25 protein-coding genes and 1 tRNA gene are annotated in these 26,050 nt (G+C 73.2%); 14 read left to right on the top strand and 12 right to left on the bottom strand.

The genetic code is table 11. The annotated features are described in order from the left end of the window. Nucleotides 1-56: 56 nt before the first annotated feature. Together MICAU_RS04485 and MICAU_RS04490 are read right to left on the bottom strand one after the other, a co-directional pair. Entirely contained in the window at nt 57-374 is a 318-nt protein-coding gene (locus MICAU_RS04485) for a helix-turn-helix domain-containing protein (protein ID WP_013284102.1), read from the bottom strand. Continuing rightward, entirely contained in the window at nt 371-733 is a 363-nt protein-coding gene (locus MICAU_RS04490) for a type II toxin-antitoxin system RelE/ParE family toxin (RefSeq protein WP_013284103.1), read from the bottom strand. Before MICAU_RS04490 ends, MICAU_RS04485 begins: the two co-directional genes overlap by 4 nt. 177 nt (nt 734-910) lie before the next feature. On the opposite strand from MICAU_RS04490, the gene MICAU_RS04495 reads away from it, so the two are divergent. The 8 genes from MICAU_RS04495 to MICAU_RS04530 all read left to right on the top strand — a co-directional run bounded on the left by MICAU_RS04495 (nt 911) and on the right by MICAU_RS04530 (nt 8,098). Further along, entirely contained in the window at nt 911-1,678 is a 768-nt protein-coding gene (locus MICAU_RS04495; RefSeq protein WP_013284104.1) for a dienelactone hydrolase family protein, read from the top strand. 19 nt (nt 1,679-1,697) lie between these two features. Continuing rightward, nucleotides 1,698-2,411, top strand: coding sequence for a uracil-DNA glycosylase (locus tag MICAU_RS04500; protein WP_013284105.1), 714 nt, complete (start codon nt 1,698-1,700; stop codon nt 2,409-2,411). 20 nt (nt 2,412-2,431) lie between these two features. Then, nucleotides 2,432-3,163 (top strand): DUF4129 domain-containing protein, encoded by a 732-nt coding sequence (locus MICAU_RS04505; protein WP_013284106.1) that lies wholly within the window; start codon nt 2,432-2,434, stop codon nt 3,161-3,163. Continuing rightward, nucleotides 3,160-3,744: a hypothetical protein gene (locus tag MICAU_RS04510; RefSeq protein WP_013284107.1), complete on the top strand. Its 585-nt coding sequence runs from the start codon at nt 3,160-3,162 to the stop codon at nt 3,742-3,744. The genes MICAU_RS04505 and MICAU_RS04510 overlap by 4 nt, the downstream gene beginning before the upstream one ends. Beyond that, a complete protein-coding gene (locus MICAU_RS04515; RefSeq protein ID WP_013284108.1) occupies nt 3,744-4,742 on the top strand; it encodes an AAA family ATPase in 999 nt (332 codons plus the stop codon). The genes MICAU_RS04510 and MICAU_RS04515 overlap by 1 nt, the downstream gene beginning before the upstream one ends. Continuing rightward, a complete protein-coding gene (locus MICAU_RS04520; RefSeq protein WP_013284109.1) occupies nt 4,742-6,103 on the top strand; it encodes a DUF58 domain-containing protein in 1,362 nt (453 codons plus the stop codon). The genes MICAU_RS04515 and MICAU_RS04520 overlap by 1 nt, the downstream gene beginning before the upstream one ends. Continuing rightward, a complete protein-coding gene (locus MICAU_RS04525; RefSeq protein WP_013284110.1) occupies nt 6,100-6,663 on the top strand; it encodes a hypothetical protein in 564 nt (187 codons plus the stop codon). The genes MICAU_RS04520 and MICAU_RS04525 overlap by 4 nt, the downstream gene beginning before the upstream one ends. Nucleotides 6,664-6,766: 103 nt before the next feature. Continuing rightward, nucleotides 6,767-8,098, top strand: a complete 1,332-nt coding sequence (locus MICAU_RS04530) for an NAD(P)/FAD-dependent oxidoreductase (protein WP_013284111.1) — start codon at nt 6,767-6,769, stop codon at nt 8,096-8,098. Nucleotides 8,099-8,176: 78 nt separating this feature from the next. Here MICAU_RS04530 and MICAU_RS04535 read toward each other — a convergent pair whose 3' ends face one another. Then, nucleotides 8,177-10,006 (bottom strand): DUF6311 domain-containing protein, encoded by a 1,830-nt coding sequence (locus MICAU_RS04535; RefSeq protein WP_013284112.1) that lies wholly within the window; start codon nt 10,004-10,006, stop codon nt 8,177-8,179. A 90-nt stretch (nt 10,007-10,096) separates the two neighbouring features. Between MICAU_RS04535 and MICAU_RS04540 the strand changes: the two genes are divergently transcribed. The 4 genes from MICAU_RS04540 to MICAU_RS04555 all read left to right on the top strand — a co-directional run bounded on the left by MICAU_RS04540 (nt 10,097) and on the right by MICAU_RS04555 (nt 12,398). Continuing rightward, a tRNA-Leu gene (locus MICAU_RS04540) sits at nt 10,097-10,177 on the top strand. A gap of 110 nt (nt 10,178-10,287) precedes the next feature. Further along, nucleotides 10,288-11,145, top strand: a complete 858-nt coding sequence (locus MICAU_RS04545) for a Bax inhibitor-1/YccA family protein (RefSeq protein WP_013284113.1) — start codon at nt 10,288-10,290, stop codon at nt 11,143-11,145. Between the two features lie 125 nt (nt 11,146-11,270). After that, nucleotides 11,271-12,029 carry a Bax inhibitor-1/YccA family protein gene (locus MICAU_RS04550; RefSeq protein ID WP_013284114.1) on the top strand — a complete coding sequence of 253 codons (759 nt, stop codon included), beginning with the start codon at nt 11,271-11,273 and terminating at the stop codon, nt 12,027-12,029. Nucleotides 12,030-12,077: 48 nt separating this feature from the next. Continuing rightward, complete coding sequence (locus MICAU_RS04555) at nt 12,078-12,398, top strand: hypothetical protein (RefSeq protein WP_013284115.1); 321 nt, start codon at nt 12,078-12,080, stop codon at nt 12,396-12,398. A 92-nt stretch (nt 12,399-12,490) separates the two neighbouring features. Here the strand turns inward: MICAU_RS04555 and MICAU_RS04560 are convergent, their stop codons facing one another. The 4 genes from MICAU_RS04560 to MICAU_RS04575 all read right to left on the bottom strand — a co-directional run bounded on the left by MICAU_RS04560 (nt 12,491) and on the right by MICAU_RS04575 (nt 17,352). After that, nucleotides 12,491-13,975, bottom strand: a complete 1,485-nt coding sequence (locus MICAU_RS04560) for a CYTH and CHAD domain-containing protein (protein WP_013284116.1) — start codon at nt 13,973-13,975, stop codon at nt 12,491-12,493. A gap of 40 nt (nt 13,976-14,015) precedes the next feature. After that, nucleotides 14,016-15,278 carry an acetyl-CoA C-acetyltransferase gene (locus MICAU_RS04565; RefSeq protein WP_013284117.1) on the bottom strand — a complete coding sequence of 421 codons (1,263 nt, stop codon included), beginning with the start codon at nt 15,276-15,278 and terminating at the stop codon, nt 14,016-14,018. 58 nt (nt 15,279-15,336) lie between these two features. Continuing rightward, on the bottom strand, nt 15,337-16,149 hold the full coding sequence (locus MICAU_RS04570) for an SGNH/GDSL hydrolase family protein (RefSeq protein ID WP_013284118.1): 813 nt from the start codon (nt 16,147-16,149) through the stop codon (nt 15,337-15,339). Between the two features lie 156 nt (nt 16,150-16,305). Then, entirely contained in the window at nt 16,306-17,352 is a 1,047-nt protein-coding gene (locus MICAU_RS04575) for an SGNH/GDSL hydrolase family protein (protein ID WP_041798807.1), read from the bottom strand. Between the two features lie 181 nt (nt 17,353-17,533). Here MICAU_RS04575 and MICAU_RS04580 point away from each other — a divergent pair, with 181 nt between their 5' ends. Together MICAU_RS04580 and MICAU_RS04585 are read left to right on the top strand one after the other, a co-directional pair. Then, nucleotides 17,534-17,890: a YkvA family protein gene (locus MICAU_RS04580; RefSeq protein ID WP_013284120.1), complete on the top strand. Its 357-nt coding sequence runs from the start codon at nt 17,534-17,536 to the stop codon at nt 17,888-17,890. A 76-nt stretch (nt 17,891-17,966) separates the two neighbouring features. Then, nucleotides 17,967-19,337: a cystathionine beta-synthase gene (locus MICAU_RS04585; RefSeq protein ID WP_013284121.1), complete on the top strand. Its 1,371-nt coding sequence runs from the start codon at nt 17,967-17,969 to the stop codon at nt 19,335-19,337. A gap of 89 nt (nt 19,338-19,426) precedes the next feature. Here MICAU_RS04585 and MICAU_RS04590 read toward each other — a convergent pair whose 3' ends face one another. The 5 genes from MICAU_RS04590 to MICAU_RS04610 form a co-directional block, all read right to left on the bottom strand. Then, nucleotides 19,427-19,936 carry a GNAT family N-acetyltransferase gene (locus MICAU_RS04590; RefSeq protein ID WP_013284122.1) on the bottom strand — a complete coding sequence of 170 codons (510 nt, stop codon included), beginning with the start codon at nt 19,934-19,936 and terminating at the stop codon, nt 19,427-19,429. Beyond that, a complete protein-coding gene (locus MICAU_RS04595; RefSeq protein ID WP_013284123.1) occupies nt 19,933-20,862 on the bottom strand; it encodes a ribonuclease Z in 930 nt (309 codons plus the stop codon). Before MICAU_RS04595 ends, MICAU_RS04590 begins: the two co-directional genes overlap by 4 nt. A gap of 304 nt (nt 20,863-21,166) precedes the next feature. After that, on the bottom strand, nt 21,167-22,351 hold the full coding sequence (locus tag MICAU_RS04600; protein ID WP_013284124.1) for an osmoprotectant NAGGN system M42 family peptidase: 1,185 nt from the start codon (nt 22,349-22,351) through the stop codon (nt 21,167-21,169). Beyond that, the gene (gene ngg, locus MICAU_RS04605) at nt 22,348-24,186 is read right to left on the bottom strand and encodes an N-acetylglutaminylglutamine synthetase (RefSeq protein WP_013284125.1); all 1,839 of its coding nucleotides are present in this window, start codon (nt 24,184-24,186) and stop codon (nt 22,348-22,350) included. The genes MICAU_RS04600 and ngg overlap by 4 nt, the downstream gene beginning before the upstream one ends. 2 nt (nt 24,187-24,188) lie before the next feature. Next, entirely contained in the window at nt 24,189-25,979 is a 1,791-nt protein-coding gene (locus MICAU_RS04610) for an N-acetylglutaminylglutamine amidotransferase (RefSeq protein WP_013284126.1), read from the bottom strand. Between the last annotated feature and the right edge of the window lie 71 nt (nt 25,980-26,050).

Genomic DNA, 26,050 nt, shown 5'->3' on the forward strand with positions numbered 1-26,050 from the left:
GTACGAAACGGCCCTCATAGGGGCCGGAATCCTCCAAGATCTCGCGGGATCCGCTGTCAGGCGATGGCGGCGATGTCACCGTCGTCGAAGTAGATCGCCTGGTGGAGCCGGCCACCCAGCGCCGCGGCGAACCGGGCCACCACTTCCTGTCCGGAGATCTTTCCCTGCTCGATCTGGGAGACCCGTCCCTTGGTGACGCCCATCCGGTCGGCGACCTGCTGCTGGGTCAGGCCGCGCGCTCGCCGTACCTCCGCGAGGCGGTGACCGATGACCTCGGCGAGGAGTTCCTGCTTACCCGCGTCGACCGCATCTTCCCCGCCGACCCGGGCGACGTGGTCGGCGCGGATGTCCTGCCACCGGGAGTAGTCGCTCATGCCTTCCCCTCCTCTCGTGCCCGGTCCTTGAGGTAGAGCTCGTAGCGGTGCTCGGCGACGGGAATGGCCTCCTGATACCACGTCTTCCACCGGCCGGACTTGTCGCCGGCGACCAGGAGGATGCTCGAGCGCCACGGGTCGAACGCGAAAAGGATACGCACGGTGCCCGGCCGGAGCTCCTTCAAGTTCGCCATCGACGAACCGTGGATGGTGTCGACAAGGGGTCGTCCGAGTCCTGGTCCGTGCTCGGCCAGGAGGTCGATCGCCTGCACCACTCGCGCATGGGCGGACGCGTCGAGAGTGTCGAGCCACTGCCGCACCTCGTCGACCAGGTAGACGTCCCAGTCTCCAGCCACCACGGGGCTAGTTTAGCAATCGCTATACCCAGCGTGTGTGCCTGTCCGGCGGTTCAACAGGAGGTGAATGCCACTGTTGTTCCGTCTTCCCCGCGCCGGTGACCGCGTGGCACGCTACCGGCACGTATCAGCCAACTGGGCGACCAGCCAATGATGACTGACCGCTAGGAGGACGGGCCCATGGGCGAGATGGTGAGCTTCACCGGCAACGGGGGGACGAGCGAGGGGTATCTCGCGATACCCTCCGGCGGTGCGGCCAGCCCGGCGGTCATCGTCATCCAGGACTGGTGGGGACTGGTGCCCCACGTCCGGGCCGTGGTGGACCGCTTCGCCGAGGCCGGCTTCGTCGCCCTCGCGCCCGACTTCCGGCACGGCGGGCCGGCCGTGAAGCCGACCGAGCCGCGGCTGATGCTGAACAGCTCCCAGATGGACGAGGCGGCCAGCGACATCGCCGCCGCCGCCGAATACCTGGCGAGCCGGTCCGAGGTCGCCGGCAAGGTGGGCTGCGCCGGGTTCTGCGCGGGCGCCAGCCTGGCGCTGTGGTCCGGCACGTTCTCCGAGCGCATCGTGGCCACCGCCGGGTTCTACCCGCGCCTGCCCTGGGAGGGCATGGCCACTGGCGCGGCGGACAACGCCGGCCGCACGGGCGCGGCGGACAACGCCGGCCGCACCGGCGCGGCGGACAACGCCGGCCGCACCGACTGGGCCGGCTACGCCGGCAAAGCCGCGCTCATCCACTGCTCCGAGGCGGACGGCCTGTCCGCCGCCGACGGGGTGCAGAGCGTACGCCGGTCCATCGAGTCCGCCGGTGGCACCTGCCAGACGTTCGACTACCCGGGCACCGCGCACGCGTTCTTCAATGAGGACCGGCCCGAGCACTTCGACCAGCGGGCGGCCGCCACCGCCTGGGCCCGCACGCTGGAACTGTTCCGGGCGAAGCTTGGCTGAGTCGCGTACCCCGCAGGACGTGGTCGCCCGCGCCGCGCGGGCGGCCGACCTGGCCGACCTCGACGGCGCGGTCAGCGACTGCTTCGCCTGCCCGCGCCTGGTGGCCTGGCGGGAGGAGGTCGCCCGGGTCAAGCGGGCCGCGTTCCGCGACCAGGACTACTGGGGACGGCCGGTGCCCGGCCTCGGGCCGGCGGACGCCCGCATCGCGATCCTCGGTCTGGCGCCGGCCGCGCACGGCGGCAACCGCACGGGCCGGATCTTCACCGGGGACCGGTCCGGTGACGTGCTGTTCGCCGCGCTGCACCGCGCCGGGCTGGCCAACCAGCCGACGAGCGTGTCCGCGGACGACGGCCTGACGCTGCGCGACACCCGCATCTTCGCGGCTGTGCGGTGCGCGCCGCCGGACAACAAACCCACCCCGGACGAGCGGGACACCTGCGCGCCGTGGCTGCACCGCGAGGTCGAGCTGATCCGGCCCACGCTGCGCGTCGTGGTCGCGCTGGGCGCGTTCGCGTGGGCCGCGTGGTGGCCGGTGCTACGCCAGGTGTACGGGCAGCGACCGCCCACACCGCGACCGGTGTTCGGTCATGGGGCACACTGGTCCGGCGAGTCGGTGCCGGCGTTGCTGGGCTGCTATCACGTCAGCCAGCAGAACACGTTCACCGGCCGGCTCACACCGGCGATGCTGGACGACGTGTTCACCCGGGCGAAGGACCTGGCCGGGGTGGACTGAGGAACACCTGAGGCGGTGGGATGGATTTCGGCGTACTGCGCAGGTGGTGGCCGGTCGCCGCGGTGACGGTGCTGCTCGCGCTCGCCGCGTTCGCCGCCGGTCACTCCGCCATCGGGGCCAGCCGGATCCCGCCCGCCGCCGACACCATCCCGTACGTGCCGGACTACCCGTCGCCCGAGGCGGTGCCGTCGATCCCCGTCGAGCCCCGGGACGTGGGCGAGTCCACCTCGGGCGGTGTGCCCGGCTGGCTGGCCACCGCCGCCGTGGTGTTGCTGTCCGCGGCGGTGCTGGCCGCCGTCGGGTACGTCCTGTGGAACGTGCTGCGGGGCGCGCTGCGGCGCACCACTCGCGCGGTGCCGGTGCGGCGCACCAGGCGTACCGCCGAGGGGACCGCCCGCGAGGTGGTGGCCGCGCTCGACGCCGGGCTCGTCGAACTGGACGACCGCTCCACCGACCCGCGGACCGCTGTGATCGCCTGCTGGGTACGCCTGGAGGAGGCCGCCGAGGACGCGGGTGTGCCCCGGCACACCGGTGACACCCCGACCGACCTGGTGGGCCGGCTGCTGCGCGGCGACCCGGCGGCGGGCATCCCGGCGATCGCCAGCGCCGACGTGCTCGACGGTTTCGCGCACGTCTACCGGGAGGCCCGGTACGCCACGCACCCGGTCGACGAGCACACCCGGGACCAGGCCCGCGCCGCGCTGCGCCGGTTGCGCGGCGAGCTGACCAGCCTGGCGGGGGAGGTGTCGTGAGCACCAGCATCGACGACCTGCTGTCGTTCGGTGAGGAGCCCGCCGGGGAGGACGTCCGGCCCTCGGGCGGCGGCCGGGCGCGCCTGCTGCTGCGGACCGCCGCGGTCACCGCCGCCGTCGTCGTGGTGGTCGTGGTCGGGCTGCGCGCGGTCGGCCTGAAGGTGCCGATCTGGATCATCGTGGCGGGGGTGCTCGCCGTGCTCGCCGTACGCCGGGTCACCACCGCGCTGTCACCCCCGCCGCCGCCCCGCGCGGGTGCCCGGACGCCCGCCGGTGAGGAGCCCGGCACCTGGAACTGGTCCGCGCGGGACGCACTGCGCACCGCGATCAACGGCTGGGAGCGCCCGCTGGACTGGTGCGCCGGCAACCAGGAGCGGTTCACCGAGCGCATCCTGCCCCGCCTCGGCGAGCTGGCCGACGAACGGCTGCGCCAGCGCCACGGCGTCACCCGTGAGTCCGACCCGGCCCGCGCCCGGGCGGTGCTCGGCGAGCCACTGTGGACGTTCCTCGCCACCCCCGCCCGCCGCCCTCCGTCGCCGCGCGACCTCGCGGCGATCGTCGCCGAACTGGAGAAGATCTGATGAACGACGTGGACCGGAGCATGGCCCCCGCCGAGGTGGGCCGGCTCGCCCGGGCCGTCCTGGAGGCGGTCGGCACCGTCGTGGTCGGCAAGCGGGACGCGCTGGAGCTGGTGCTGGCCGGCATCCTCGCCGGTGGTCACGTGCTGCTGGAGGATCTGCCCGGCCTGGGCAAGACGCTCACCGCGCGCTGTTTCGCGCAGGCGCTCGGACTGGACTTCCGGCGGCTCCAGTTCACCCCGGACCTGCTGCCCGCCGATGTGACCGGCTCGTTCCTCTACGACCAGAGCAGCGGTGACTTCGCCTTCCGGGCCGGCCCGGTGTTCACCAACCTGCTGCTCGCCGACGAGATCAACCGGACGCCGCCGAAGACGCAGTCGGCGCTGCTGGAGGCCATGCAGGAGAAGCAGGTATCGGTCGAGGGCGTGACCTACCGCCTGGACGAGCCGTTCCACGTGCTCGCCACCGCCAACCCCATCGAGTACGAGGGCACGTACCCGCTGCCGGAGGCGCAGCTCGACCGGTTCCTGCTGCGGGTGTCGTTCGGCTACCCCACCCACGACGAGGAGTGGGACGTGCTGCGGCGCCGGATCGCCCGCCGCCGCGAGGAGGCGGAGATCAAGCCGGTGGTGGACGCCGCCACGCTGCGCGCCATGCAGGCCGCGCTGGAGGACGTGGTGGTCGAGGACTCGATCGGCCGGTACATCGTGGCGCTCACCGCTGCCACCCGGGAGCACCCGTCGGTGCTGGTCGGCGCGTCCCCGCGCGGCTCGCTGGCGCTGCTGCTGCTGTCCCGGGTGCGGGCGGTGCTCGCCAACCGGGACTACGTGGTGCCGGAGGACGTCAAGGCGGTGGCGGCGCCCGCGCTGGCGCACCGGATCACGCTGCGGCCGGAGATGTGGCTGCGCCGCGTCGACCCGTCGTTCGTGGTCGGCGAGGTGCTGGAGTCCACGCCCGCCCCGGCGAGCGGCGCGCTGCCCAGCTACGCCGCCGGACGCTGATGGACCGGGCCGACGCGGCAGGCGGCTGGGCGCCCACGTGGGCGCTCGGCCGGGCCGTGCTGCTCACCGGTGTGCTGCTCGTCGCCGCCGTCCTGCTCGGCCGCATCGACCTGGTGGTGCTCGCCACGCCGTTCGCGCTCGGGACCGCGTACGCGCTGCGCCGCCGCCCCGCCGCGCTGCCCGAGCTGGAACTCGGCGTCGGGGACACCCACCTGGTCGAGGGCGCGCCGCTGGCCGCCACCGTCGCGGTGGCCAACCCCGACCTGGTCGGGTACGACCTGGCGGTGGTCCGGACCCGGATGTCGCGCTGGCTGCGGGTGGAGCAGGTCGGCTTCGGCGGCACCGGGCTGGACGTGAGCCGCTCCGGCGGGGCGGACCGCCCGTTCGTCACGTCCGTACCCCGGGGCAGCGCCGTCGACCTGGAGCTGACCGGCACCGCCCTGCGGTGGGGACGGCACCCGATCGGGCCGGCCGGGGTGCGGGTCGCCGCCGCCGACGGGCTGCTGGTCTCCCGCGCGGTGATCACCGACCCGATCCGGGCCCGGGTCTATCCGCGTACCGAGCCGTTCGACGCGGTCGAGGCGATGCCGCGGGCCGCCGGGCTGGTCGGCGCGCACCGCTCGCGGCGGCCGGGCGAGGGCGGCGAACTGGCCGGGGTACGCGTCTTCGCGCCCGGCGACCGGCTGCGCCGGATCGACTGGCGGGTGTCGCTGCGGGCCCGCCAGCTGCACGTCGCGGCGACGCTCTCGGACCGGGACGCCGAGGTGGTGGTGCTGCTGGACGTGCTGGCCGAGGCGGGCCGCTCCGGTGGCGTGAACGGGACCGCGTCGGTGCTGGACACCACCGTGCGGGCCGCCGCCGCGCTCGCCGAGCACTACCTGCACCGCGGCGACCGGGTGTCGATGCTGGAGTACGGGCCGGCCGCTCGCCGGCTGCGTCCGGCCACCGGGCGGCGGCAGTACCTGACAGTGCTGGAGTGGCTGCTCGACGTGCAGGCCGAGTCGTCCCCGCACGAGCCGTACGACCAGGTCTTCGGCCCGCAGGTGCTCTCCTCGGACGCGCTCGTGGTGGTGCTCACCCCGCTGCTCGACGAGCGGTCCGCGCAGATGCTGGCCCGGCTGGCCCGGGGCGGGCGGTTCGTGGTGGCGGTGGACACGTTGCCGGCCGAGCTGCCGGTGCCGAAGGAACGCGGCTGGGCCGAGGTGGCGTACCGGCTGTGGCGGCTGGACCGGGACACGATGATCGGCCAGCTCCGCGAGCACGGGGTGCCGGTGGTGCGCTGGGCCGGCGCGGGCAGCCTGGACGAGGTGCTGCGCGACGTGGCCCGGCTGGCGACCGCCCCGAAGGCGGGCATGAGATGACGGACGCCCTGGTGGAGCGGGTGCGGGCGCTGCGGTTCGCCGCCGCCCGGGTCAGCCCGCTGCCGCTGCTCGTACGCGGCGGCATCTTCCTCACCGTGCTGGCCGGTTTCCTGCTCGCGTACCCGGTGCAGGCCCTCACCCCGCGCTCGCTGCTGGCCATGACGGTGGCCGCGGTGCTCCCGGCGGCCGGGCCGCGCCGGATCTGGCCGACGTTCACCGCGCTGGTGACAGTCGGCGGCTGGCTGCTGGCCACGCTCGGCTTCGACCGGCCACCGGCGCTGTGGCGGCTGCTCGCCGTGGCGACGCTGCTCTACCTGGCGCACTCGCTGTGCGCGCTCGCCGCGCTGCTGCCCTACGACGGGCTGATCGACCCGGACGTGGTGCTGCGGTGGCTGGGCCGGGTGGGTGGCGTGGTGCTCGCCAGTGCCGTGCTCGGCGTGGTGCTGGCGTGGCTCGGGGGAGTGGGCGGCACCGACGGCTCACAGGCCGCGACTGTGGTGGGACTGCTGGTGGCGGTGGGTCTGAGCGCCCTGCTGGGCTGGCTGCTCCGGCGCAGGTGACGCACCGTTCCGGGGACGTTGCGCAGGTCACACGGGTTGTGCTCCGTCACAGAAGGGGGTCTCGCGCGGGATTACCCGAAGCACCCGGGGAAAGATAGATGACGTGAACCCGAAGCGGATCCTTGTCGTGGGTGCCGGTCACGTGGGCCTGTACGCCGCTCTGCGCCTGTCCAAGAAGCTGAGCAGGCGTGAGGCCGAGGTCATCGTCGTCGACCCGCAGCCGCACATGACGTACCAGCCGTTCCTCCCGGAGGCATCGGCGGGCAACATCTCCCCTCGGCACGCCGTGGTGCCGCTGCGGCGGGAGTTGCGCAAGTGCACCGTGGTGGCGGGCACCGTCACCCGGATCGACCACGACCGCATGACCGCCGTGGTGCAGCCGATCAGCGGCCCGGCCCGGGAGATCCAGTACGACCACGTGGTCGTCGCCCCCGGCTCGGTCTCCCGCACCCTGCCGATCCCCGGCCTGCACGAGAACGGCATCGGGTTCAAGACCATCGGCGAGGCCATCTTCCTGCGCAACCACGTGCTGGACCGGCTCGACGTGGCGGCCTCCACCACCGACCCGGCGGTCCGCAGCCGCGCGCTGACGTTCGTCTTCGTGGGCGGCGGCTACGCCGGCATCGAGGCGCTCGCCGAGATGGAGGACATGGCCCGGGACGCGCTGCGCTACTACCCGGAGCTGAAGCCGGAGGACATGCGCTGGGTGCTCGTCGAGGCGACCCAGCGGGTGCTGCCCGAGGTCGACCGGGACATGGGCGCCTACACGGTGCAGCAGCTGATGAAGCGGGACATGGACATCCGCCTGGACACCCGGCTGGAGTCCTGCGTCGACGGCGTGGTGAAGCTCTCCGACGGCGACAGCTTCCCGTCCGACACCATCGTCTGGACCGCCGGCGTGAAGCCGTCGCCGATGCTCGACGCGACGGACTTCCCGCGTGACGAGCGCCGCCGGGTCACCTGCCGGCCGACGCTGCAGATCGTGGACGGCGACCGGGTGGTCGAGGGCGCGTGGAGCGCCGGTGACTGCGCCGCCGTACCGGACCTGACCAAGGAGCCGGGTAACTTCTGCTCCCCGAGCGCCCAGCACGCGGTGCGGCAGGCGGCGCGGATGGCCGACAACATCGCCAACGTGATCCGCGGGCGCGAGCCGGTCGACTACAAGCACAAGCACGCCGGCAGCGTGGCGAGCCTCGGGCTGCACAAGGGCGTGGCGCAGGTCTACGGCATCAAGATGACCGGCTGGCCGGCGTGGTTCATGCACCGGACGTACCACATGTCGCGGATCCCCTCGTTCAACCGCAAGGTGCGCGTGGTGGTCGACTGGACGCTGGCGTTCTTCCTCAAGCGTGAGGTGGTCGCGCTGGGCCAGCTGCACGACCCGCGCGAGGAGTTCGCCGAGGCGTCGGCCCCGCCGGTCGCCGCGCGCGTCTGACGCGTTTCGCGTAAGGGCCCTTCCCGTACGGGAGGGGCCCTTTCGCCGTGTCCGGCGGCGGAACCGGTGTCCGGCGCCTCAGAACCGCCAGGTCCAGGCGTCGGCGAGCCGCACCCCCGGCCGCCCGTAGAGCTGCTCCAGGGTGCGCCGCAGCATCTCCGCGTGCGGCGTGTCGTCGGTCACCGCCATGCACGAGGCGCGCCAGAACTCGACGTCCCGGGCGGCCTGGCGGCGTTGCCGGTCACCGATCGCGGGTGCCACGCCGCGGCGGGCCACGTCGGCGAGCAGCGCCGAGGTGGGACGCTGCCAGGTGCCCATGGTGGCCGAGCCGTGCGGGCCGTACGGGCCGATGAAGAAGCCCTCCGGCATGGCGAACGCGACGCCGGTGGCGGTGGCCCAGCGCATCGGCCAGGGATCCTGCGGGGTGGCGGTGGGCACCGGTACCAGCACCCCGCCGGGGCGTACGCACCGCTGCCAGTGGCCGCCGGTGACGAACTCGGGCAGCGGCGGCCGGTCCATCGTGGGCAGCGGTGTGGGGAAGACGCTGAGCAGCGCCGCGCCGACCGCGAACGGGACGACCCGGCGGGCCCGGCCGGGTTCGGCGAGCGCCCGGTGCACGGCGAGCGTGAGCACTGTGCCGACGAGCGGCAGCACCGCCAGCGCGAAACGCGTCGGCAGCGCGCCGTCCACCACCGGGAGCCCGGCCAGCAGCGCGTACGGACCGGGGATCCCGGTCCGCTCACCGCCGGCCACCACCTCCGGGCCGAGCGCGAGTGCGGCCATCGTCAGCGCGGCGGCCACGACCGCCACCACCGGGGCGCGCCGGCCCAGCCGGACCGCGCAGGCGGCGGCTACCAGCAGCAGCGGCCAGCCCAGGAAAGTGGTGAACTCGGACGGACCGGTGGTGAGCCGTACCGCCTCCGGGCTGCCGAACACCGTCAGCGCGGACAGGCGGGTCCAGGCGATCAGGTCGGCGGAGAAGTAGGCGGGTGGGAAGATGCCGTCCGCGACGCCCTGCGGGCCGGCGAACTGCACCCACAGCGGGTACGCCAGCACCGGCAGCGCCAGCCCGGCGGCGACGAGCAGACCACCGGCGAACCCGGAACCGGCCCGGCGCAGCAGGCCCCGGTCGGCCAGCCCGTACGCGACGGCGGTCACCGCCAGGGTGAGCGCGGCGAGGAACAACACCTCCTCGCCGACGAATACCTGCACGGTGACGACCGCGGCGAGCCCGGCCGCGGAGGAGGCCGTCCGGCGGCGGTCCGGGCCGTCCGGCCGACTCGCCGGGTCGGCGGCGCGCAGCAGCCGGAGCACGAGCCAGACCAGCACCGGGACCAGCCACTGCGCGGTCATGTGCAGGTGGCCGTTGCTCTGCGAGACCATGCCCGGCCCGAAGCCGCAGAGCGCCGCGCCGAGTACGGCAGCGAGCCGGCGGGCCCGCAGGACGCGGGTGAACAGCAGGTACCAGGCGAGCGCCGTACCGGCCATGTTCGCGGCGACGAGCAGGGCGAACGTCACGGGCGCCCCGAACGCCAGCGTGACCGGGGCGAGCAGCACACCGAGCGCCACGATCGACGTGTTGGCCATCAGGTTGACCCCGTCCGGCGCGTTCAGCCGGCCGGTGACCAGGCTCAGCTCGCCCCGCAGGGCACGCGCGTCCAGCGCCAGGAACCACTCGTACAGCGTCTGGTCGGCCGGGTTGAGGGCGAGTGCGCGCGTGCCCGGCGCCGGCCAGAGACCGTGGGTGAGCCATCCGGCGAGCGCGACGAACGCCAACCCGGCGAGCAGGTCCGCGCGGTGCCGCCGGACGGCGGCCGTCACCCGCCGCGTGACCGCCGCCGGGCGGGCCGCCCGGGCGTGATCGGGCCCGGGTGCCGTGCGGGCGGCGCTGGTCACGGCCTCGACCATAACGGCCGCACCCGTCGGGGTACGCCGCGTCGCGGCCGAGCCGCTACGGTGAGATCTGCACCGCCGCGTGTCGACGCGCCGGTGTCACCCGCCCGGGTGGTGGAACGGCAGACACGGCCGCCTTAAAAGCGGCTGCCGCAAGGCGTGCGGGTTCGACCCCCGCCCCGGGCACGTGAACTCTCAGCTTTCCCACAGCTAGCCGTAGCACGCGCGATTGCGGCCACGTCTACCCTGGAGTAGCACGTCTACGTGCGATCGACCCCCTGAGGGAGGCCTGAGAAGTGAAGACCTCGAACCCGGTGCTCGCCCGGCTCGGCCAGGCGGCAGAGCGTGAGCGGGCGGCCGGGTACGCCCAGCCCGGGCCGTACGGTCAGCCCGGATACCCCCAGCAGTACCCGCAGCAGCAGTACCCCCAGCAGCCCTACGCCCAGCCCTACCCGGGCGGCTACGGCCAGCCGGTGGCCCCGCCCACCGTGACCCCGATGACCCTCGACGACGTGGTCGTCAAGACGGTCCTCATGCTCGCCATCCTCGGCGCCTCGGCCGCGGCGGCCTGGGTGCTCGTGCCGGACTCGCTCGTCGGCGTCGCGTGGATCGGCGCCGCGGTCGTCGGCCTGGTGCTCGGCCTGATCATCTCGTTCTCGCGGATGGCCAACCCGGCGCTCGTCGTGGCGTACTCGGTCATCGAGGGCGTCTTCGTCGGCATGGTCAGCAAAGCGTTCGAGTCGCTCTACGACGGCATCGTGCTCCAGGCGGTCGTGGCCACGTTCGGCGTGTTCTTCCTGATGGCGATGATCTACAAGGCGCGGATCATCCGGGCCACGCCGAAGTTCGCCCGGATCATGGTGGCGATCATGGCCGGCCTGTTCGGCGTGATGCTGGTCAACCTGGTGCTGGCGCTGTTCGGCGTGAACACGCACCTGCGTGACGGCAGCCCGCTCGCGATCGGCTTCAGCCTGGTCTGCATCGTGGTGGCGTCGCTGAGCTTCGTGCTCAACTTCGCCGACATCGAGGAGGGGGTCCGGATGGGCCTCCCGCAGCGCTACTCCTGGACCGCCGCCTTCGGCATCGTGGTCGGCCTGGTCTGGCTCTACATCGAGATCCTGCGGCTGCTCAGCTACTTCCAGGGCGACGACTGACATCACGCCCTCCCCGACGACGCCCGCCTGCCGCATCCGCGGCGGCGGGCGTCGCCGTTTCCCCGTCCCCGCCGGACCGCCCGGGGCAGAGTGGGATCCGGGTACGTGGGCGGGAGGTGGTCACGGTGCGCAGTGCCAACCCGGTGCTGGACCGGCTGGACGACGTCGGCCGCGCCGAGCGGCAGGTGCTCGGCGTTGGGACCGCCGACACGATGACGGTGGCCGACGTGATCAGCCGGACCGTGGGACTGCTGCTGATCACCGGCGTCACGGCGGCGGTGTCCTGGGTGGTGGTGCCGCAGGCCGCGTGGATCTCCGCCGCGCTCGCCGGGAGCGCGCTGGCCAGCCTCGCCCTGGTGCTCGTCATCTCGCTGAAGCAGATCACCAGCCCGCCGATCATCGTCGGGTACGCGGTGCTCCAGGGCCTGCTGCTCGGGGTGGCCAGCCGCGCCTTCGAGATGGTCTACCCGGGCATCGTGGCGCAGGCGGTGATCGGCACGTTCGGCGTCTTCCTCGGCATGGCCGTGCTCTACCGGGCCCGGCTGGTACGCGCCACCCCGCGCCTGGCCCGGCTGGTCATCGGCACGCTCGTCGGGATCGTGGCGATCGGCCTGGTCAACCTGGTCGCGTACCTGTTCACCGGGCGGCAGGGGGTGGTCGTCTACAGCCTCAGTGACCGGGTGGGCTGGTTGCCGTACCTGTTCTCGGTGGTGGCGATCATCGCGGGCGCGCTCAGTTTCATCCTCGACTTCGACCTGGTCGAGCGGTCGGCCGCGAACCGGCTGCCCCGCCGCTACGCCTGGTACTGCGCCTTCGGTCTGCTGGTCGGGCTGATCTTCCTGTACTGGCAGATCCTCCGCCTGCTCAGCTACGTACGCCGCTGACGTCGGCTGAGCACGCTCCGGCCTGGTGTCGCCGTAGACTCGGCGGCGATGAGCGCAGCGGAACTGGACCGGGCGGTGACCCTGCTGGTCCGACAGGTCGGGCACTGGCAGCAGCCGCGCTGGTCGGCCAAGGCGGACGGCGGCAACGTGTCCCGCGCCGACCTGGTGCACAAGCTGGTCCAGGAGATCGCCAACCTGGCCGCCGACGCGGCCGGTGAGCCGCGCCGCGAGGTGCCCCGCCTCCCCAGCGACCTGGCGCTGCCCGACCAGCTCCGCGTGGTCACCGCCGACCTGACGCTCGCCGACCCGCCCGAGCCGGTGCTCACCGAGGCCACCGCCCAGGTAACCCGAACCCGCACCGCCCTCTGACCCCCGCCCTTAGCCGGGTTGATCATGAAGTTGGCGGCGACAAAACGGACGCGGATCCCCGTCAACTTCATGATCGACGGAGTGGGGGACGGTCAGGGCTTCAGCCAGCGGCGTACCTTGCGGTGTCTTGACCGGTCGCGGGCCCGCAGGACCGCCGGGCGGTCGTGGCCGGCGGCCTCGGCCTGCCTCGCGTGCAGCAGGCCGTAGGTGAACGTGTTCTCGCCGTCGGCGTACGCCTGGAGCGCCTGCCGTCGCAGCACCTCCCGCGTGACCACCGAGTCCTGGTGGGTGCCGAGCAGATCCTGGAGCGCCTTGAACCGCTTCACCAGCCGGGCGGCCCGCTTGCCGGCGGCCGGCTCGCGCACCTCCACCGCGTAGCGGGCGGCCTTGAGCTTCTTGCGTGCCTCGTGCAGCGCGGCGTCCCCGTCCGGCCCGGTGGTGGCGAGCGCCCGGTCCAGCCGGGTGTCGGCGCGGCGCACCGCCTTGCGGATCCGGCGGTCCGTCCAGCGCCGGCCGACGTCGGCGGGCGGGGCGTCGGCCAGCCGGTCGAGGCGGGTCAGCAGGGCGGGATAGCGGTCGGAGTCCAGCGCGGACCGCAGCGCGGTGGTCGCCTCGGCCAGGTCGGCGGCGAACCGTTCGCCGATCCGCGCCGCGACCGGGCCGAGCACCAGCTCGTCCGGCAGCTCGTGCACCGCCTCGGTGAGCCGGGCGGCCATCACCTGGGTGTCGCGGACCCGGCCCAGCTCGCCGCCGAGGCGGCGCAGCTCGGCCCGGACCGCCTCGCTCTCGCGGCGGTCCCACAACCCCCGGAAGGTACGCAGCGTCGCCCGCAACCGGCGGGTCGCGACGCGCATGTCGTGGACCGCGTCCTCGTTCCCCTGGTACGCGGCCGCGTGGTTGCCGACGATCGCGTCCCGCTGCACCCGGACGTACGCGAGGACCGGCGCCGCCGGGCCGTCCGGTTCCCGGTCGTCGAAGCGCTCGATCCGGCCGGCGACGGCCCGGTGCGACTTGCTGACCGTTACCTCGCGGGCGCCTGCCGCGCGAAGCTGCTCGCCGAGCGCGTCGAGCAGCTCCTCGTCGCCCTCGACCAGCTCGATCTCGATCTCGTGCCAGGTCCGCGCGGTGCCGTCCACCAGGTCCTCGGATCGGACGTCGTCCTCGGCCACCTCGGCAAGCACCCGGCCGTCCGCGTCGAGCAGCCGGTGTTCCCGGCGGCGGTTGACGACCCGGGCCGCCGGTGCCACAGGCCGGCCGCGCGACGCGCCCCGGATCAGCGCGACCAGCTCGGGCGGCGGGCCGTCGTCGGACGCCCCGGCCGGGAACTGGTGCTCGACCCGGGCGCCACCGACCGCGCCCACCTTGAGGTGCCAGCCCGCGTCGTGCCCACCGGTACGCCGGCGCAGCGCGTGCCCGCTGCGCAGCAGGAGCAGGTCGTCGGTGTCCCAGTAGACGGCGTCCAGATCCGAGACGGTGGCGTCGGACATGGTCACGACGCCACCGCACCCGGTCAGGTCGGGCAGCCGGAAACCCTCGTCGCCGGAGTACTTGCGCTCACGTTCCACGACGGTCGCCATGCGGCCTCCCGTACCCGGCCCGCGCACCGGCGAACCGGTCTCAGCTCAGTCGTTCGAGCACCATCGCCATGCCCTGGCCACCGCCGACGCACATGGTCTCCAGGCCGATGGTCTTGTCGTGCCACTCCAGCGCGTTGAGCAGCGTGCCGGTGATCCGGGCACCGGTCATGCCGAACGGGTGACCGACGGCGATCGCGCCACCGGCGACGTTCAGCTTCTCCTCCGGGATGCCGAGCTGCCGGTACGAGGGGATCACCTGGGCGGCGAACGCCTCGTTGATCTCGACCAGGTCGACGTCGTCGATGGTCATGCCGGCCCGCTTGAGCGCCTGCTTCGACGCCTCGACCGGGCCCAGACCCATGATCTCGGGGGAGAGCGCGGTGACACCGGTGGAGACGATCCGGGCCAGCGGGGTGAGCCCCAGCTCGGACGCGCGCTGCGCGCTCATGATCACCACGGCGGCGGCGCCGTCGTTGAGCGGGCAGCAGTTGCCCGCGGTGATCCGGCCGTCCGGGCGGAACACCGGCTTCAGACCGGCCACCGCCTCCAGTGTCACACCGGCACGCGGGCCGTCGTCGGTGCTGACCACCGTGCCGTCCGGCGTGGTGACCGGGGTGATCTCACGGGCCCAGAAGCCGTCAGCGATCGCCTTCTCGGCGAGGTTCTGGCTGCGGACGCCGAACGCGTCCATGTCCTCGCGGGTCACGTCGTACGCCTGGGCCAGGTTCTCCGCGGTCTGCCCCATGGCGAGGTAGATGTCGGGGAGCTGCCCGGCCTCGCGCGGGTCGGTCCACACCTCGGAGCCGCCCTGGGCGCGGGCCGCGGAACGCTCCCGGGCCTCGGCGAAGCGCGGGTTCTCCCAGCCGCCGCCGACGAGGGCCTGCGCCTCCGGCGGCAGCGTGTCCGAGTTGCCCCGCGCGTACCGGGAGACCATCTCCACACCGGCGGAGATGAACACGTCACCCTCACCGGCCCGGATCGCGTGCATCGCCATCCGGGTGGTCTGGAGCGAGGACGCGCAGTAGCGGGTCAGCGTGGCGCCGGGCAGGCCGTCCAGGCCCATCAGGGTGGCGACCACCCGGGCCATGTTGAAGCCCTGCTCGCCGCCGGGCAGACCGCACCCGAGGTAGAGGTCGTCGATGGTGGTGGGATCGAGCGCCGGGACCTTGTCGAGGGCGGCCTGGACGATGGTGGCGGCGAGGTCGTCCGGGCGGACCTCGCGGAGGGAACCCTTGAACGCGCGGCCGATGGGGGACCGGGCGGTGGCGACGATGACGGCGTCGCGGGGCGACTCAATCGGCATGAACCAACGTTAACGCGCGAGTAACATGCCCGGGAAGCCGCGAGGCGGGCGGGAAATGTCACCCCGTGGGCGGTCGCCGGTGGTGCCGGAACGCGACGGCCGCCGCGGCCTCGACCGCCGGGAGCAGGGCGTGCGCCCAGACCCGGTACCCGTCGGCCGACGGGTGGAAGCCGTCGTGGCAGAGCGTGCCCGCGTCCGCGCGGAACACCGGACCGGTCTCGGTGCCCAGGTCGACGACGGTGCCGCCGGCGTTCAGCACGGCCGCCGTCTGTGCCCGCGCCATCCGCCGCCCGGACCAGCCGAGCACCTGACGCAACGGTGCGGCGACCGCGCGTACCGCGCCGAGATCGGGGCACGTGCCCACCACCACCTCGACGTGCGCCTCCCGCAGACGGCGTACCGCCGAGCCGAGATAGGCCGCCGCGTCGCCGGGCCGGGACATCGCGGTGGCGTCGTTCGCCCCGATCAGCACCACAGCCACGTCCGGCCGCTCACCGAGCAGCGCCCGGGCCACCTGGGTGGCCAGGTCGGTGGCGCGCGAGCCGGAGACCCCCACGCTGGACAGCTGCACCCGGCGGCCGGTCGGCCCCTCGGCGAGCAGGTTGGCGAGCTGACCGCCGATGGTGTCCTCGAACCGGTCGACGCCCACGCCGAGCGCCGACGAGTCACCCAGCAGCACCAGCCGCAGCGGCGGCGCGTCGGCGCGACCGACCGTCGCGCGCAGCACCAGACCCAGCTCGGGCTGGGCGTACTCGCGGGTGCGGGCGGCGATGGCCTGGCCGGCGAGGACCGCCGCGCCGCCCACCGTCCCGGCCAGCAGCGACAGGGCCGCCGCCCGGCCCCACCGGGCCACCTCGTTCCGCTCGCTCATGACGTCACTCCGCTTCGCTCCGTGCCGCCATGAGGCACCTTCGCGCTGAGCCGGCTGATTCGCTCGCTGCGCTCGCTCATGACGTCACTCCGCTTCGCTCCGTGCCGCCATGAGGCACCTTCGCGCTGAGCCGGCTGATTCGCTCGCTGCGCTCGCTCATGACGTTCCCTCCAGCGTTGCCGAGTCGGCGGCGCTGCCGGTCGGTGGCACCGCGCCGACGCCGAAGAAGGCCCGCCGGCGAAGCTGCGCCCACCGCCCGCCCGGTCCGCGGTCGCGACCCCGGAGCTGGGCGCCGCTGACCTCCGTGCCGGCGTGCCGGGCCGCCTGGTGGGCGGCCTCCGGGAGCGACCGTACGCCTTCCACGCCGGGCAGGACAGGCCTGCGTTCCGGGACCGCGCCCAACGCGGACAGCACCGTGGGCAGCAACGCCGCCGCGGCTATCGCGTACCCCTCGGCGGAGGGGTGGAACCGGTCCCAGGCGAACATCCGCCCGGGCTCGGCGGCGAACCGCGGCCCGAGCATGTCGCCGAGCGAGACGGCACGGCCGCCGGCCTCGACCACGCCCACCGTCTGCGCGGCGGCGAGCTGGCGGCTCCAGCGCCGGGCCAGCCAGCGCAGCGGCGGCTGGATCGGCCGGATGGTGCCCAGGTCGGGGCAGGTGCCGACGACCACCTCGCAGCCGGCCGCCCGGAGCGTACGGACCGCGTCGACCAGGTAGCGCACCGCTACCGAGAACGGTGAGCGGTTGGTGACGTCGTTGCCGCCGACCAGGATCACGGCCACGTCCGGCTCGACCTCCAGGGCGGATTCGACCTGCGGCTTCAGCCCTGAGGACAGCGCACCGACCACGGCGAACCGGTGCAGCCGGACCGGCCGGTGCAGGCGGCGGGACAGCCCGGTGGCCAGCAGCGAGCCCGGTGTCTCCCGGCGCCTGTGCACGCCGTACCCGGCCGCTGAGGAGTCGCCCAGGATGACCATGGTGATCGGCGGGCCGGGCAGTCTCGCGCCGTACACACCGTCGCAGCGCGGCGGCGGGGCCTGCGCCATCGGGATGGTGCGGCGGGCCTGACGGGCCTGGCCGAGCAGCACCCCGCCGGTGGCGGCGGTGGCCGCCACCGTGGCGCCCGTGCCGATCGCCGCGAGGCGGGCGATCTGCCGGGCGCGCTGCCGGCGGACCGGCGCGACGGAACCAGCGTCCCCCATGAACCGACAGTATCGCGCCGGTACGACCACTGCTGTCCTTGATCGGATGGCTGGGCGGTGCCCGGATCGGGTACCGATGGGTGCAGCGGACGCGGGCTTGCCACCGGGCCGCACCATGGTCGGGCGGAGACGCGGGCTTGCCACCGGGCCGCACCATGGTCGGGCGGAGAGGGGCGAAATCATGGGGAAGATGTTGAAGCGCAGTGCCGCGTTCGCGGCGCTGGCCCGGGCGCTGGCGGCGGGCACGCGGGGCGGGCCGTCGCTCGGGGCACGGCTGGCGGCGCTGCCGCGGATGATCCGCGCGACCACCAGGGGCGAGTACGACGGTGGCCTGCGCCTGGCGCTGATGGCCGGGGCGACGGCGTACATCGTCTCCCCGATCGACCTGCTCCCGGAGATCCCGCTGGCGATCTTCGGGCTGGCCGACGACGCGGTCATGGTCACCTGGCTGGCCGGCAGCGTGCTCGCCGAGACCGAGCGGTTCCTGGAGTGGGAGGCACGTCGCAGCTCCGTCATCCCCGGGCATGTGGTGCCCTGACGGCACGTACGCTGGTCGGCGAACTGACGGCTGACCGACCGCCCCACGACGGCGGCGCGACGAAGGGCACAACGAGGTGCAGTACTACGACAACGTCGTCGAGCTGATCGGCAACACCCCGCTGGTACGCCTGCGCAACGTCACCGAGGGCATCCAGGCCACCGTGCTGGCGAAGGTGGAATACGTGAACCCGGGCGGCTCGGTCAAGGACCGGATCGCGATGCGCATGGTGGAGGACGCCGAGAAGGCGGGCATCCTGCGGCCGGGCGGCACGATCGTGGAGCCGACCAGCGGCAACACGGGCGTCGGGCTGGCCCTGGTGGCCCAGCTCAAGGGCTACCGCTGCGTCTTCGTCTGCCCGGACAAGGTCAGCCAGGACAAGCAGGACGTGCTGCGCGCGTACGGCGCCGAGGTGGTGGTCTGCCCGACCGCCGTCGCGCCGGAGGACCCGCGCTCCTACTACAACGTCTCCGACCGGCTGGCCCGGGAGATCCCCGGCGCGTGGAAGCCCAACCAGTACAGCAACCCGGCCAACCCGCGCTCGCACTACGAGACCACCGGTCCGGAGCTGTGGCGGCAGACCGAGGGGAAGATCACCCACTTCGTCGCGGGCGTCGGCACCGGCGGCACCATCTCCGGCATCGGCCGCTACCTCAAGGAGGCGTCCGAGGGCCGGGTCAAGGTGATCGGCGCGGACCCGGAGGGCTCGGTCTACTCGGGCGGCACCGGCCGGCCGTACCTGGTCGAGGGTGTCGGTGAGGACTTCTGGCCGGAGACGTACGACCGGGGGATCGCCGACGAGATCGTCGAGGTGTCGGACAAGGAGTCCTTCGAGATGACCCGCCGACTGGCCCGCGAGGAGGGTCTGCTGGTGGGCGGCTCCTGCGGCATGGCAGTGGTGGGCGCGCTAAAGGTGGCCCGCAAGGCCGGCCCGGACGACGTGATCGTGGTGCTGCTGCCGGACGGCGGCCGGGGCTACCTGTCGAAGATCTTCAACGACAAGTGGATGGCCCGGTACGGCTTCCTTGATGACTCGGGCACCGAGCCGACCGTCGCCGACGCGCTCACCGGCAAGCCCGGTGGCCTGCCCGAGCTGGTGCACGTGCACCCGACCGAGACGGTCCGCGACGCGATCGACTACATGCGCGAGTACGGGGTCTCCCAGCTCCCGGTGCTCAAGGCCGAGCCGCCGGTGGTGACCGGTGAGGTGGCCGGCTCGATCGCCGAGAAGGACCTGCTCGACGCGCTGTTCACCGGCCAGGCCCACCTGCACGACACGATCGAGCGGCACATGGGCGAGCCGCTGCCGATGATCGGCGGCGGTCAGCCGGTGAGCGAGGCGGTCGGACTGCTGGAGAAGGCGGACGCGGCGCTGGTGCTGGTCGACGGCAAGCCCAAGGGCGTGCTGACCCGCCAGGACCTGCTGGCCCACCTCGGCGCCCGCTGACCCTGCGGTGTAAGGAAGGGCCCCCTTTTAACACTCGGTGTTAAAAGGGGGCCCTTCCTCTACCGGAGGCGTTAAGAAGGGGCCCTTCCTTACAAGCGGCGGGCGTAGCGGAGCTGGGGGACGAGCACCCGGCCGATGTGCTCGTCCCGCTGTTCACCGGTGGCGGTCCAGCCGCCGCGCTCGTAGAACCCCCGCGCGACGGCGTTGTCCCGCAGCACCCACAGCACCGCGCGCGTCCATCCCCGGGCCCGCATCGCGTCGAGCGCGTCCACCATCAGCGCCCGCCCGGTGCCCCGGCCGCGCTCGGACGGCTCCAGGTGGATCGCGTTGAGCAGCCCGCTCGCCGGGTCGCCCTCGTCGTCCGGCCCGAGGTAGCTGAAGCCCACCAGCCGCCCGTCCCGCTCGGCCACCGTCATCCGGTGGTCGGCGCCCTCCCAGGTCAGCCGCTCCACCCAGTAACGGCCCATCGCCTCGGGCGTCGGGTCGGCCAGCGCCTCGGGCGGCAGGAACGACGAGTACGCCGCCGTCCGTGAACGCTGGTGCAGGGCGCCGACCGCCATCAGGTCGGCCTCGGTCGCGGAACGTAGGGAGATCGTCACCCGGGCGACGGTACCCGCCGGGGCGGCACCTGCACCGTCTGGAGATCCTCGGCGATCACCAGATCACCGGAGAAGTGCTCCCGGGCCTCGTCGTGGAACCGGCGCGGGTCGGCGTACCGCTGGGAGAAGTGGGTGAGCACGAGCGTGCGTACCCCCGACTCGGCCGCCACCCGCGCGGCCTGACCGGCGGTGAGGTGCCCGACCTCGGCGGCGAGCGCCGCCTCCGACTCCAGGAACGTCGACTCGATCACCAGCAGGTCGGCGTGCTCGGCCAGCGCGTACACGCCGTCGCAGAGCCCGGTGTCCATCACGAACGCGAACCGCTGCCCCGGCCGGGTCACGCTCACCTCGTCCCGGGTGACGCGGCGTCCGTCGCGGTCCAGGTGCCCGTCGCGCAGCAGCCGCCCCACGTCCGGACCGGCGATGCCGTACGCGGCCAGCCGCTCCGGAAGCATCCGGCAGCCGTCCGGCTCGACCAGGCGGTACCCGTACGTCTCGATCGGGTGCCGCAGCCGGCGGGCCTCCAGCGTGCCGATGCCCAGCGTGATCCGCTGCCCGTCGGCGTCGATCGGCTCGACGGCGAGTTCGGCGGTCTCGTAGAAGCTGGAGGCGTGGCGCAGCCGGGCGAAGTACTCGGCGCCGCCGGCCGGGAAGTGCACAGCCACCGGGCGCGGTACGCGGTCGAGCGAGAGGCGCTGGATCATGCCGGGCAGGCCGAGGCAATGGTCGCCGTGGAAGTGGGTGACGCAGATGCGGGTCAGGTCGGTGGCGGTGACCCCGGTGTGCAGCATCTGCCGCTGGCTGCCCTCGCCCGGATCGAAGAGGATCACCTCGTCGTCCCAGCGCAGCAGGTAGCCGTTGTGGTTGCGTTGCCGGGTCGGGGCCTGGCTGGCCGTACCGAGCACCACCAGCTCACGCATGGACACGGCATCCTCCGGAAGGCAAAAAGCGACCCCCGGGGCTTCCGCGCTCACGCGCGGGCCGGCTGGACTGGGCCGGCACCCCGGGGGTCGGGTGGCTGTCGTGGTTTCGCCGCACCGCTGCCACACGGTCTCGACGATCGTGCATGCCCGCCTCGCGGCGGACGAGTTTTCACTGTCGAGGACAGCGGCTAGCGGACAGCCACCTCACGAGTCCGATTGCTATACAAGTCTGGACCACCTCCTTTCCCGTGTACCGCCACGCTATCCACTTCCCGGCGGCCGCGGCAACGGATTTCGATCACAGGCGTCAGTCCAGGCCGATCGGGCCCTCGCGCGGGCCCTCTTCATTCGCCGGTTGCACTGCGAGCGACGGGAAGTCGGCCAGGTCGCCCTCCGGCTCGGCGTCCCACTCGGGGAAGACCAGCGGGCTCTGGAGGTAGAGGCAGAGCAGCTGGGTGAGCTGGTGCAGACCGTCGAGGTGGGTGCGCTCGTGGCCGTGGGTGGCGTCCACGCCGAAGCCGAGCAGCGCCACCCGGGCGTGCGCCCCGGCCTCGACCGCGGCGGCCACGTCCGAGCGGTAGTAGTCGAACACGTCGCGGACCAGGTCGACGCCGTGCTCCTTGGCGATCGAGGCGAGGTTGCGGGTCAGGTGGTAGTCGAACGGGCCGACCCCGTCGCCCATCGCCAGCGTCGCGGCGGTCTCCCGGGACTGCTGGCCCGGCGCGACCACAGCCGCGTCCACCGAGACGATCTCCGCGACGTCCGGGTCCAGCCCGTGGCTGGCGCCATGACCGATCTCCTCGGTGACGGTGACCAGCAGGTGCGCGGTGACCGCCGGGGTGACACCGGCGTCGACCATCGCCTTGAACGCGGTCAGCACCGCCGCCACGCCCGCCTTGTCGTCCAGGTGCCGCGACTTGACGTACCCGTTCGGGGTGATGGCCGGGTTGGGCAGGAACGCGACGAAGTCCCCGGCGTCGATGCCCAGCGCCCGCAGCCCGGCCTCGTCGTGTACGGGCTCGTCCACCCGCACCTCGACCAGTTCCCAGCCGACGCCCTGGAGGTCGACCGCCTCGTTGTAGCGGTGGCCGCTCGCCTTCAGTGGCAGCGCCTGGCCGGTGACCACCCGGTCCAGGTCGTCGGTGAAGATCCGCACGTGGGCGCCCTCGGCGAAGCGGGCGCTGTGCGTACCGATCGGGTTGACCTCCAGCCGGCCGTTCTCCTTGAGCCGCTTCACCATGCCGCCGATGGTGTCGGTGTGCACCACCACGGCCCGGTCGGCGCCGGTCGACCGGGGGCCGGGCAGACAGGCGCTCAGCGCCCCGCGACGGGTCAGCGTGGAGCTGATCCCGATCGCGGAGAGCCGCTCGCCCACGTACTGCTGGATGTGGTCGGTGCGCCCCGACGGGCTGGGGATCTCCAGCAGCTCCACCAGCACCTGGCGGAGGTAGTCGAGGTCGAGCTTGAGCGGTTGGGGTTTGCGTGCGGTCATGCCCCAGAGCCTGCCGCACCGGCCGGCGACCAGAGTCGCTGCGGTGCCCGGGTACCCGGGAAGAGCAGGTCGACGAAGCGCTCGGCGGTCGGCTGCGGCTCGTGGTTGGCCAGTCCGGGCCGCTCGTTCGCCTCGATGAACACGTGTTCCGGCCGGTCGGGGGCGGGGACCAGCAGATCCAGCCCGGTGACCGGGATGTCCAGCGCCCGGCTGGCAGTGACGCACGCCTCGGCGATCGCCGGGTGCAGCTCGGCTGTCACGTCGTGGATCGTGCCGCCGGTGTGCAGGTTGGCCGTCCGCCGGACCGCCAGCACCTCGCCCTCCGGGAGCACGTCGTGCATCCGGTACCCGGCCTCCGCCACCACCTCACGGGTCATGTCGTCGACCGGGATGCGGGACTCACCGCCGGTGGCCGCCGCCCGGCGCCGGCTCTGCCGCTCGATCAGCTCGGTGATGTCGTGCACGCCATCGCCCGTGATCTGCGCGGGCCGACGCACCGCGGCGGCGACCACCTCGTGGTCGATCACCACGACCCGCAGGTCCTCGCCCGCGCGCAGCTCCTCGATCAGCACGTCCGGGCAGAACCGGCGGGCCAGCTCGACGGCCGCGGTGAGGGCCTCCGGCGTACGCACGCCGACGGTGATGCCGTTGCCCTGCTCGCCCCGCGCCGGCTTGACCACCACCGGACCCACATCGTTCAGGAACGCCACGTCGTCGGGCTCACCGGTGGCGGTACGCCCGCGCGGCACCGACAGCCCCGCCTCGGTGAGGATGCGCCGAGTCACCCGCTTGTCGTCGCAGCGGCTCATCGCCACCGCCGAGGTCAGTTCCGACAGCGACTCGCGGGTGTGGATGGTCCGGCCGCCGGTGGTCAGCTTCAGCTCACCCCAGTGCGGGTCGGTCACCTCGACCCGGATGCCGCGGCGCATCGCCTCGTCCGCGACGATCTTCGCGTACGGGTTCAGCTCGTCGTACCCCTCGGGCATGGCGGGCAGGAACAGGCGCTCGTTGATCGGGTTCTTCCGCTTCACGCAGAGCGTGCCGGTGCGGTGGAAGCCGAGGCGCTCGTACAGCCGGATCGCGCCCGAGTTCTCGGCGAGCACGGACAGGTCCACGAACGCCCGGCCGCGCTCGTCGAGCCGGTCGGCGAGCGCGGTGAGCAGTGCCTGCCCGGTGCCGGGCGGGGCGGTGTTGAAGTCGACTGTGAGGCACCACAGGCTGGCGCCCTTCTCCGGGTCGCCGAAGACCGCGACGTGGTCCACGCCGGTGATGGTGCCGACCACCTCACCCGTGGTGTCCTCGGCCACCAGGTGCAGGAACCGGTCCGTGCCGGCGTTGTCCACCAGCACCTCGACCGGTGCGGTGACCATGCCGTTGCGCGCGTAGATCCGGTTCACCGCCTCGGCGTCGGCGGCGTCGCGCAGCGGCCGGACGGTCAGCCCGGGGACCTCGCCGCCCTCGGTGGCGGCGGGCCGCTTCTCGCCCAGCGGCAGCCGGTACGTCAGCGACGGGTCGATGAACAGCTCGTCCGGCAGCCGGGACACCAGCACGTGCGGGTCGCGCAGGTAGATGCAGATGTCCCGGGCGCCGACCGCCTCGGAGCGCAGCACGTCGGCCACGTGCACCTGGTCGTCGAACGTCTGCCCGAACACCAGCCGGCCCCAGCCGCAGTCCAGCACCACGCCCGAGGCGTCGGCGGACGCGGTCTCCGGCTGCCGAGGCTCCGGCGTACCCGGTGCGACCGGGTCACCGCCGGGGCCGGTGAGTTCCCGGCGCCGGCCCAGCACCCGTTCCCGGTCGGTACGCGCCGTTCCGGTGGCGAGGGTGTCCGTCACGGTCAGTCGATTCCGTGGCTCTGGAGCCACATTTCCAGGAGTCCCAGTTGCCACAGCTTGTTTCCGTTCAACGGGGTCAGTTCGGCGTTCGGGTCGGCGAGCAGCGCGTCGACGTAGTCGGCGCGGAACAGGTCGCGACGGCGCGCCTCGGGCGCGGTCAGCGCGTCGCGTACCCGGTCGAGGAGCTTGCCCTCCAGGTGGGTGAGTCCGGGCACCGGGAAGTAGCCCTTGGGTCGGTCGATGACCTCGTGCGGCAGGACCCGGCGCCCGATCTCCTTGAGTACGCCCTTGCCGCCCTGGGCCAGCTTCAGCTCCGGCGGGCAGCTCGCGGCCAGCTCGACGAACTCGTGGTCGAGGAACGGCACCCGGGCCTCCAGCCCGTGCGCCATGGTCATGTTGTCGACCCGCTTCACCGGGTCGTCGGTCAGCATGACCTGGGTGTCGATCCGCAGGCCCGCGTCGACGGCGGTCTGCGCCCCCGCGCGGCCCAGGTGCGCGGCCACGAACTCCCGCGCCGGGTCGCCGTCGGCCAGCCACGCCGGGTTGAGCACCCGGGCCAGTCCGGCCGCGTCGCGGTCGAAGAACGCCTTCGCGTACGTCTCGAGCGCCTGCTCCCGGTCCACCCCGGCGAGCGGCGGGTACCAGTGGTAGCCACCGAGGATCTCGTCCGCGCCCTGGCCCGACTGCACCACCTTGACGTGCCGCGCGACCTCCTGGCTGAGCAGCCAGAACGCGACGCAGTCGTGGCTGACCATGGGTTCGCTCATGGCCGCGACGGCGGATTCCAGCGGCGGCAGCAGGTCACCGGTGGGCACCCGGATCTGGTGGTGGTCGGTGCCGAACGTCTTCGCGACCAGGTCGGAGTAGACGAACTCGTCGCCCTCCCGGCCGCCGACCGCGTCGAAGCCGATGGAGAACGTGGCCAGGCCGGACCGGGCCTGCCCCTCGCCGGCGAGCAGCGCGACGACCAGGCTGGAGTCGAGGCCGCCGGAGAGCAGCACGCCCACCGGCACGTCGGCCACCATGCGGCGGCGTACGGCTGTGGTCAGCGAGTCGAGCAGCGCGTCCTGCCAGTCCCGTTCGGACCAGCCGGCCCGCTCGGCGGCGCGGCTGAACGCCGGATCCCAGTACACCCGCTCGTGGGTGGAGCCGTCCGCCTCGTACACCCGGACCGTGGCAGGCGGCAGCTTGGTGACGCCGGCCAGGATCGTGCGCGGCGGCGGCACGATGCTGTGGAAGCTCAGGTAGTGGGCGAGCGCCACCCGGTCGATGGTGGTGTCGATGCCGCCACCGGCGAGCAGCGCCGGCAGGGTCGAGGCGAACCGCACCACGCCGGGGCTCTCGGCCAGGTAGAGCGGCTTGATGCCGAGGCGGTCCCGGGCCAGCACCAGGCGGCCGGTGTCGCGCTCGCTGATCGCCACCGCGAACATGCCGATCAGGTGGTCGACGAAGTCGAGACCCCACTCGGCGTACGCCTTGACCACGACCTCGCTGTCGCCGGACGAGAAGAACCGGTGGCCCTTGGCCTGCAGCTCGGCGCGCAGCTCTCGATAGTTGTAGATGCAGCCGTTGAAGACACCGGTGAGCCCGGCGGCGGCGTCCACGATGGGTTGGCCGCTCGCCGCGGACAGGTCGATGATCTTCAGGCGCCGGTGTCCCAGCGCGGTCGGGCCCTGCGACCAGACGCCGCTGTCGTCGGGCCCTCGGTCACTCATCGTGGCCGCCATCCGCTCCACGGCCGAGACGTCGGCGCGTGAACCGTCACGGCGGAACTCTCCCGCAAGTCCGCACATACGAGCCAATGCTGCCAGAGCTTGTTGCAGTTCGCCTGTTGAGACGATGACGAACGTGTGACAGCTTGCTA

The sequence above is a fragment of the Micromonospora aurantiaca ATCC 27029 genome, from assembly GCF_000145235.1.
Classification (GTDB): domain Bacteria; phylum Actinomycetota; class Actinomycetes; order Mycobacteriales; family Micromonosporaceae; genus Micromonospora; species Micromonospora aurantiaca.

Bases quoted from the DNA above. Each gene is read 5' to 3' on its own strand.
- MICAU_RS04485 (WP_013284102.1), bottom strand. From the start codon at position 374: ATGAGCGACTACTCCCGGTGGCAGGACATCCGCGCCGACCACGTCGCC.
- MICAU_RS04495 (WP_013284104.1), top strand. From the start codon at position 911: ATGGGCGAGATGGTGAGCTTCACCGGCAACGGGGGGACGAGCGAGGGG.
- MICAU_RS04505 (WP_013284106.1), top strand. From the start codon at position 2,432: ATGGATTTCGGCGTACTGCGCAGGTGGTGGCCGGTCGCCGCGGTGACG.
- MICAU_RS04515 (WP_013284108.1), top strand. From the start codon at position 3,744: ATGAACGACGTGGACCGGAGCATGGCCCCCGCCGAGGTGGGCCGGCTC.
- MICAU_RS04520 (WP_013284109.1), top strand. From the start codon at position 4,742: ATGGACCGGGCCGACGCGGCAGGCGGCTGGGCGCCCACGTGGGCGCTC.
- MICAU_RS04525 (WP_013284110.1), top strand. From the start codon at position 6,100: ATGACGGACGCCCTGGTGGAGCGGGTGCGGGCGCTGCGGTTCGCCGCC.
- MICAU_RS04535 (WP_013284112.1), bottom strand. From the start codon at position 10,006: ATGGTCGAGGCCGTGACCAGCGCCGCCCGCACGGCACCCGGGCCCGAT.
- MICAU_RS04555 (WP_013284115.1), top strand. From the start codon at position 12,078: ATGAGCGCAGCGGAACTGGACCGGGCGGTGACCCTGCTGGTCCGACAG.
- MICAU_RS04560 (WP_013284116.1), bottom strand. From the start codon at position 13,975: ATGGCGACCGTCGTGGAACGTGAGCGCAAGTACTCCGGCGACGAGGGT.
- MICAU_RS04565 (WP_013284117.1), bottom strand. From the start codon at position 15,278: ATGCCGATTGAGTCGCCCCGCGACGCCGTCATCGTCGCCACCGCCCGG.
- MICAU_RS04570 (WP_013284118.1), bottom strand. From the start codon at position 16,149: ATGAGCGAGCGGAACGAGGTGGCCCGGTGGGGCCGGGCGGCGGCCCTG.
- MICAU_RS04575 (WP_041798807.1), bottom strand. From the start codon at position 17,352: ATGGGGGACGCTGGTTCCGTCGCGCCGGTCCGCCGGCAGCGCGCCCGG.
- MICAU_RS04580 (WP_013284120.1), top strand. From the start codon at position 17,534: ATGGGGAAGATGTTGAAGCGCAGTGCCGCGTTCGCGGCGCTGGCCCGG.
- MICAU_RS04600 (WP_013284124.1), bottom strand. From the start codon at position 22,351: ATGACCGCACGCAAACCCCAACCGCTCAAGCTCGACCTCGACTACCTC.
- MICAU_RS04610 (WP_013284126.1), bottom strand. From the start codon at position 25,979: ATGTGCGGACTTGCGGGAGAGTTCCGCCGTGACGGTTCACGCGCCGAC.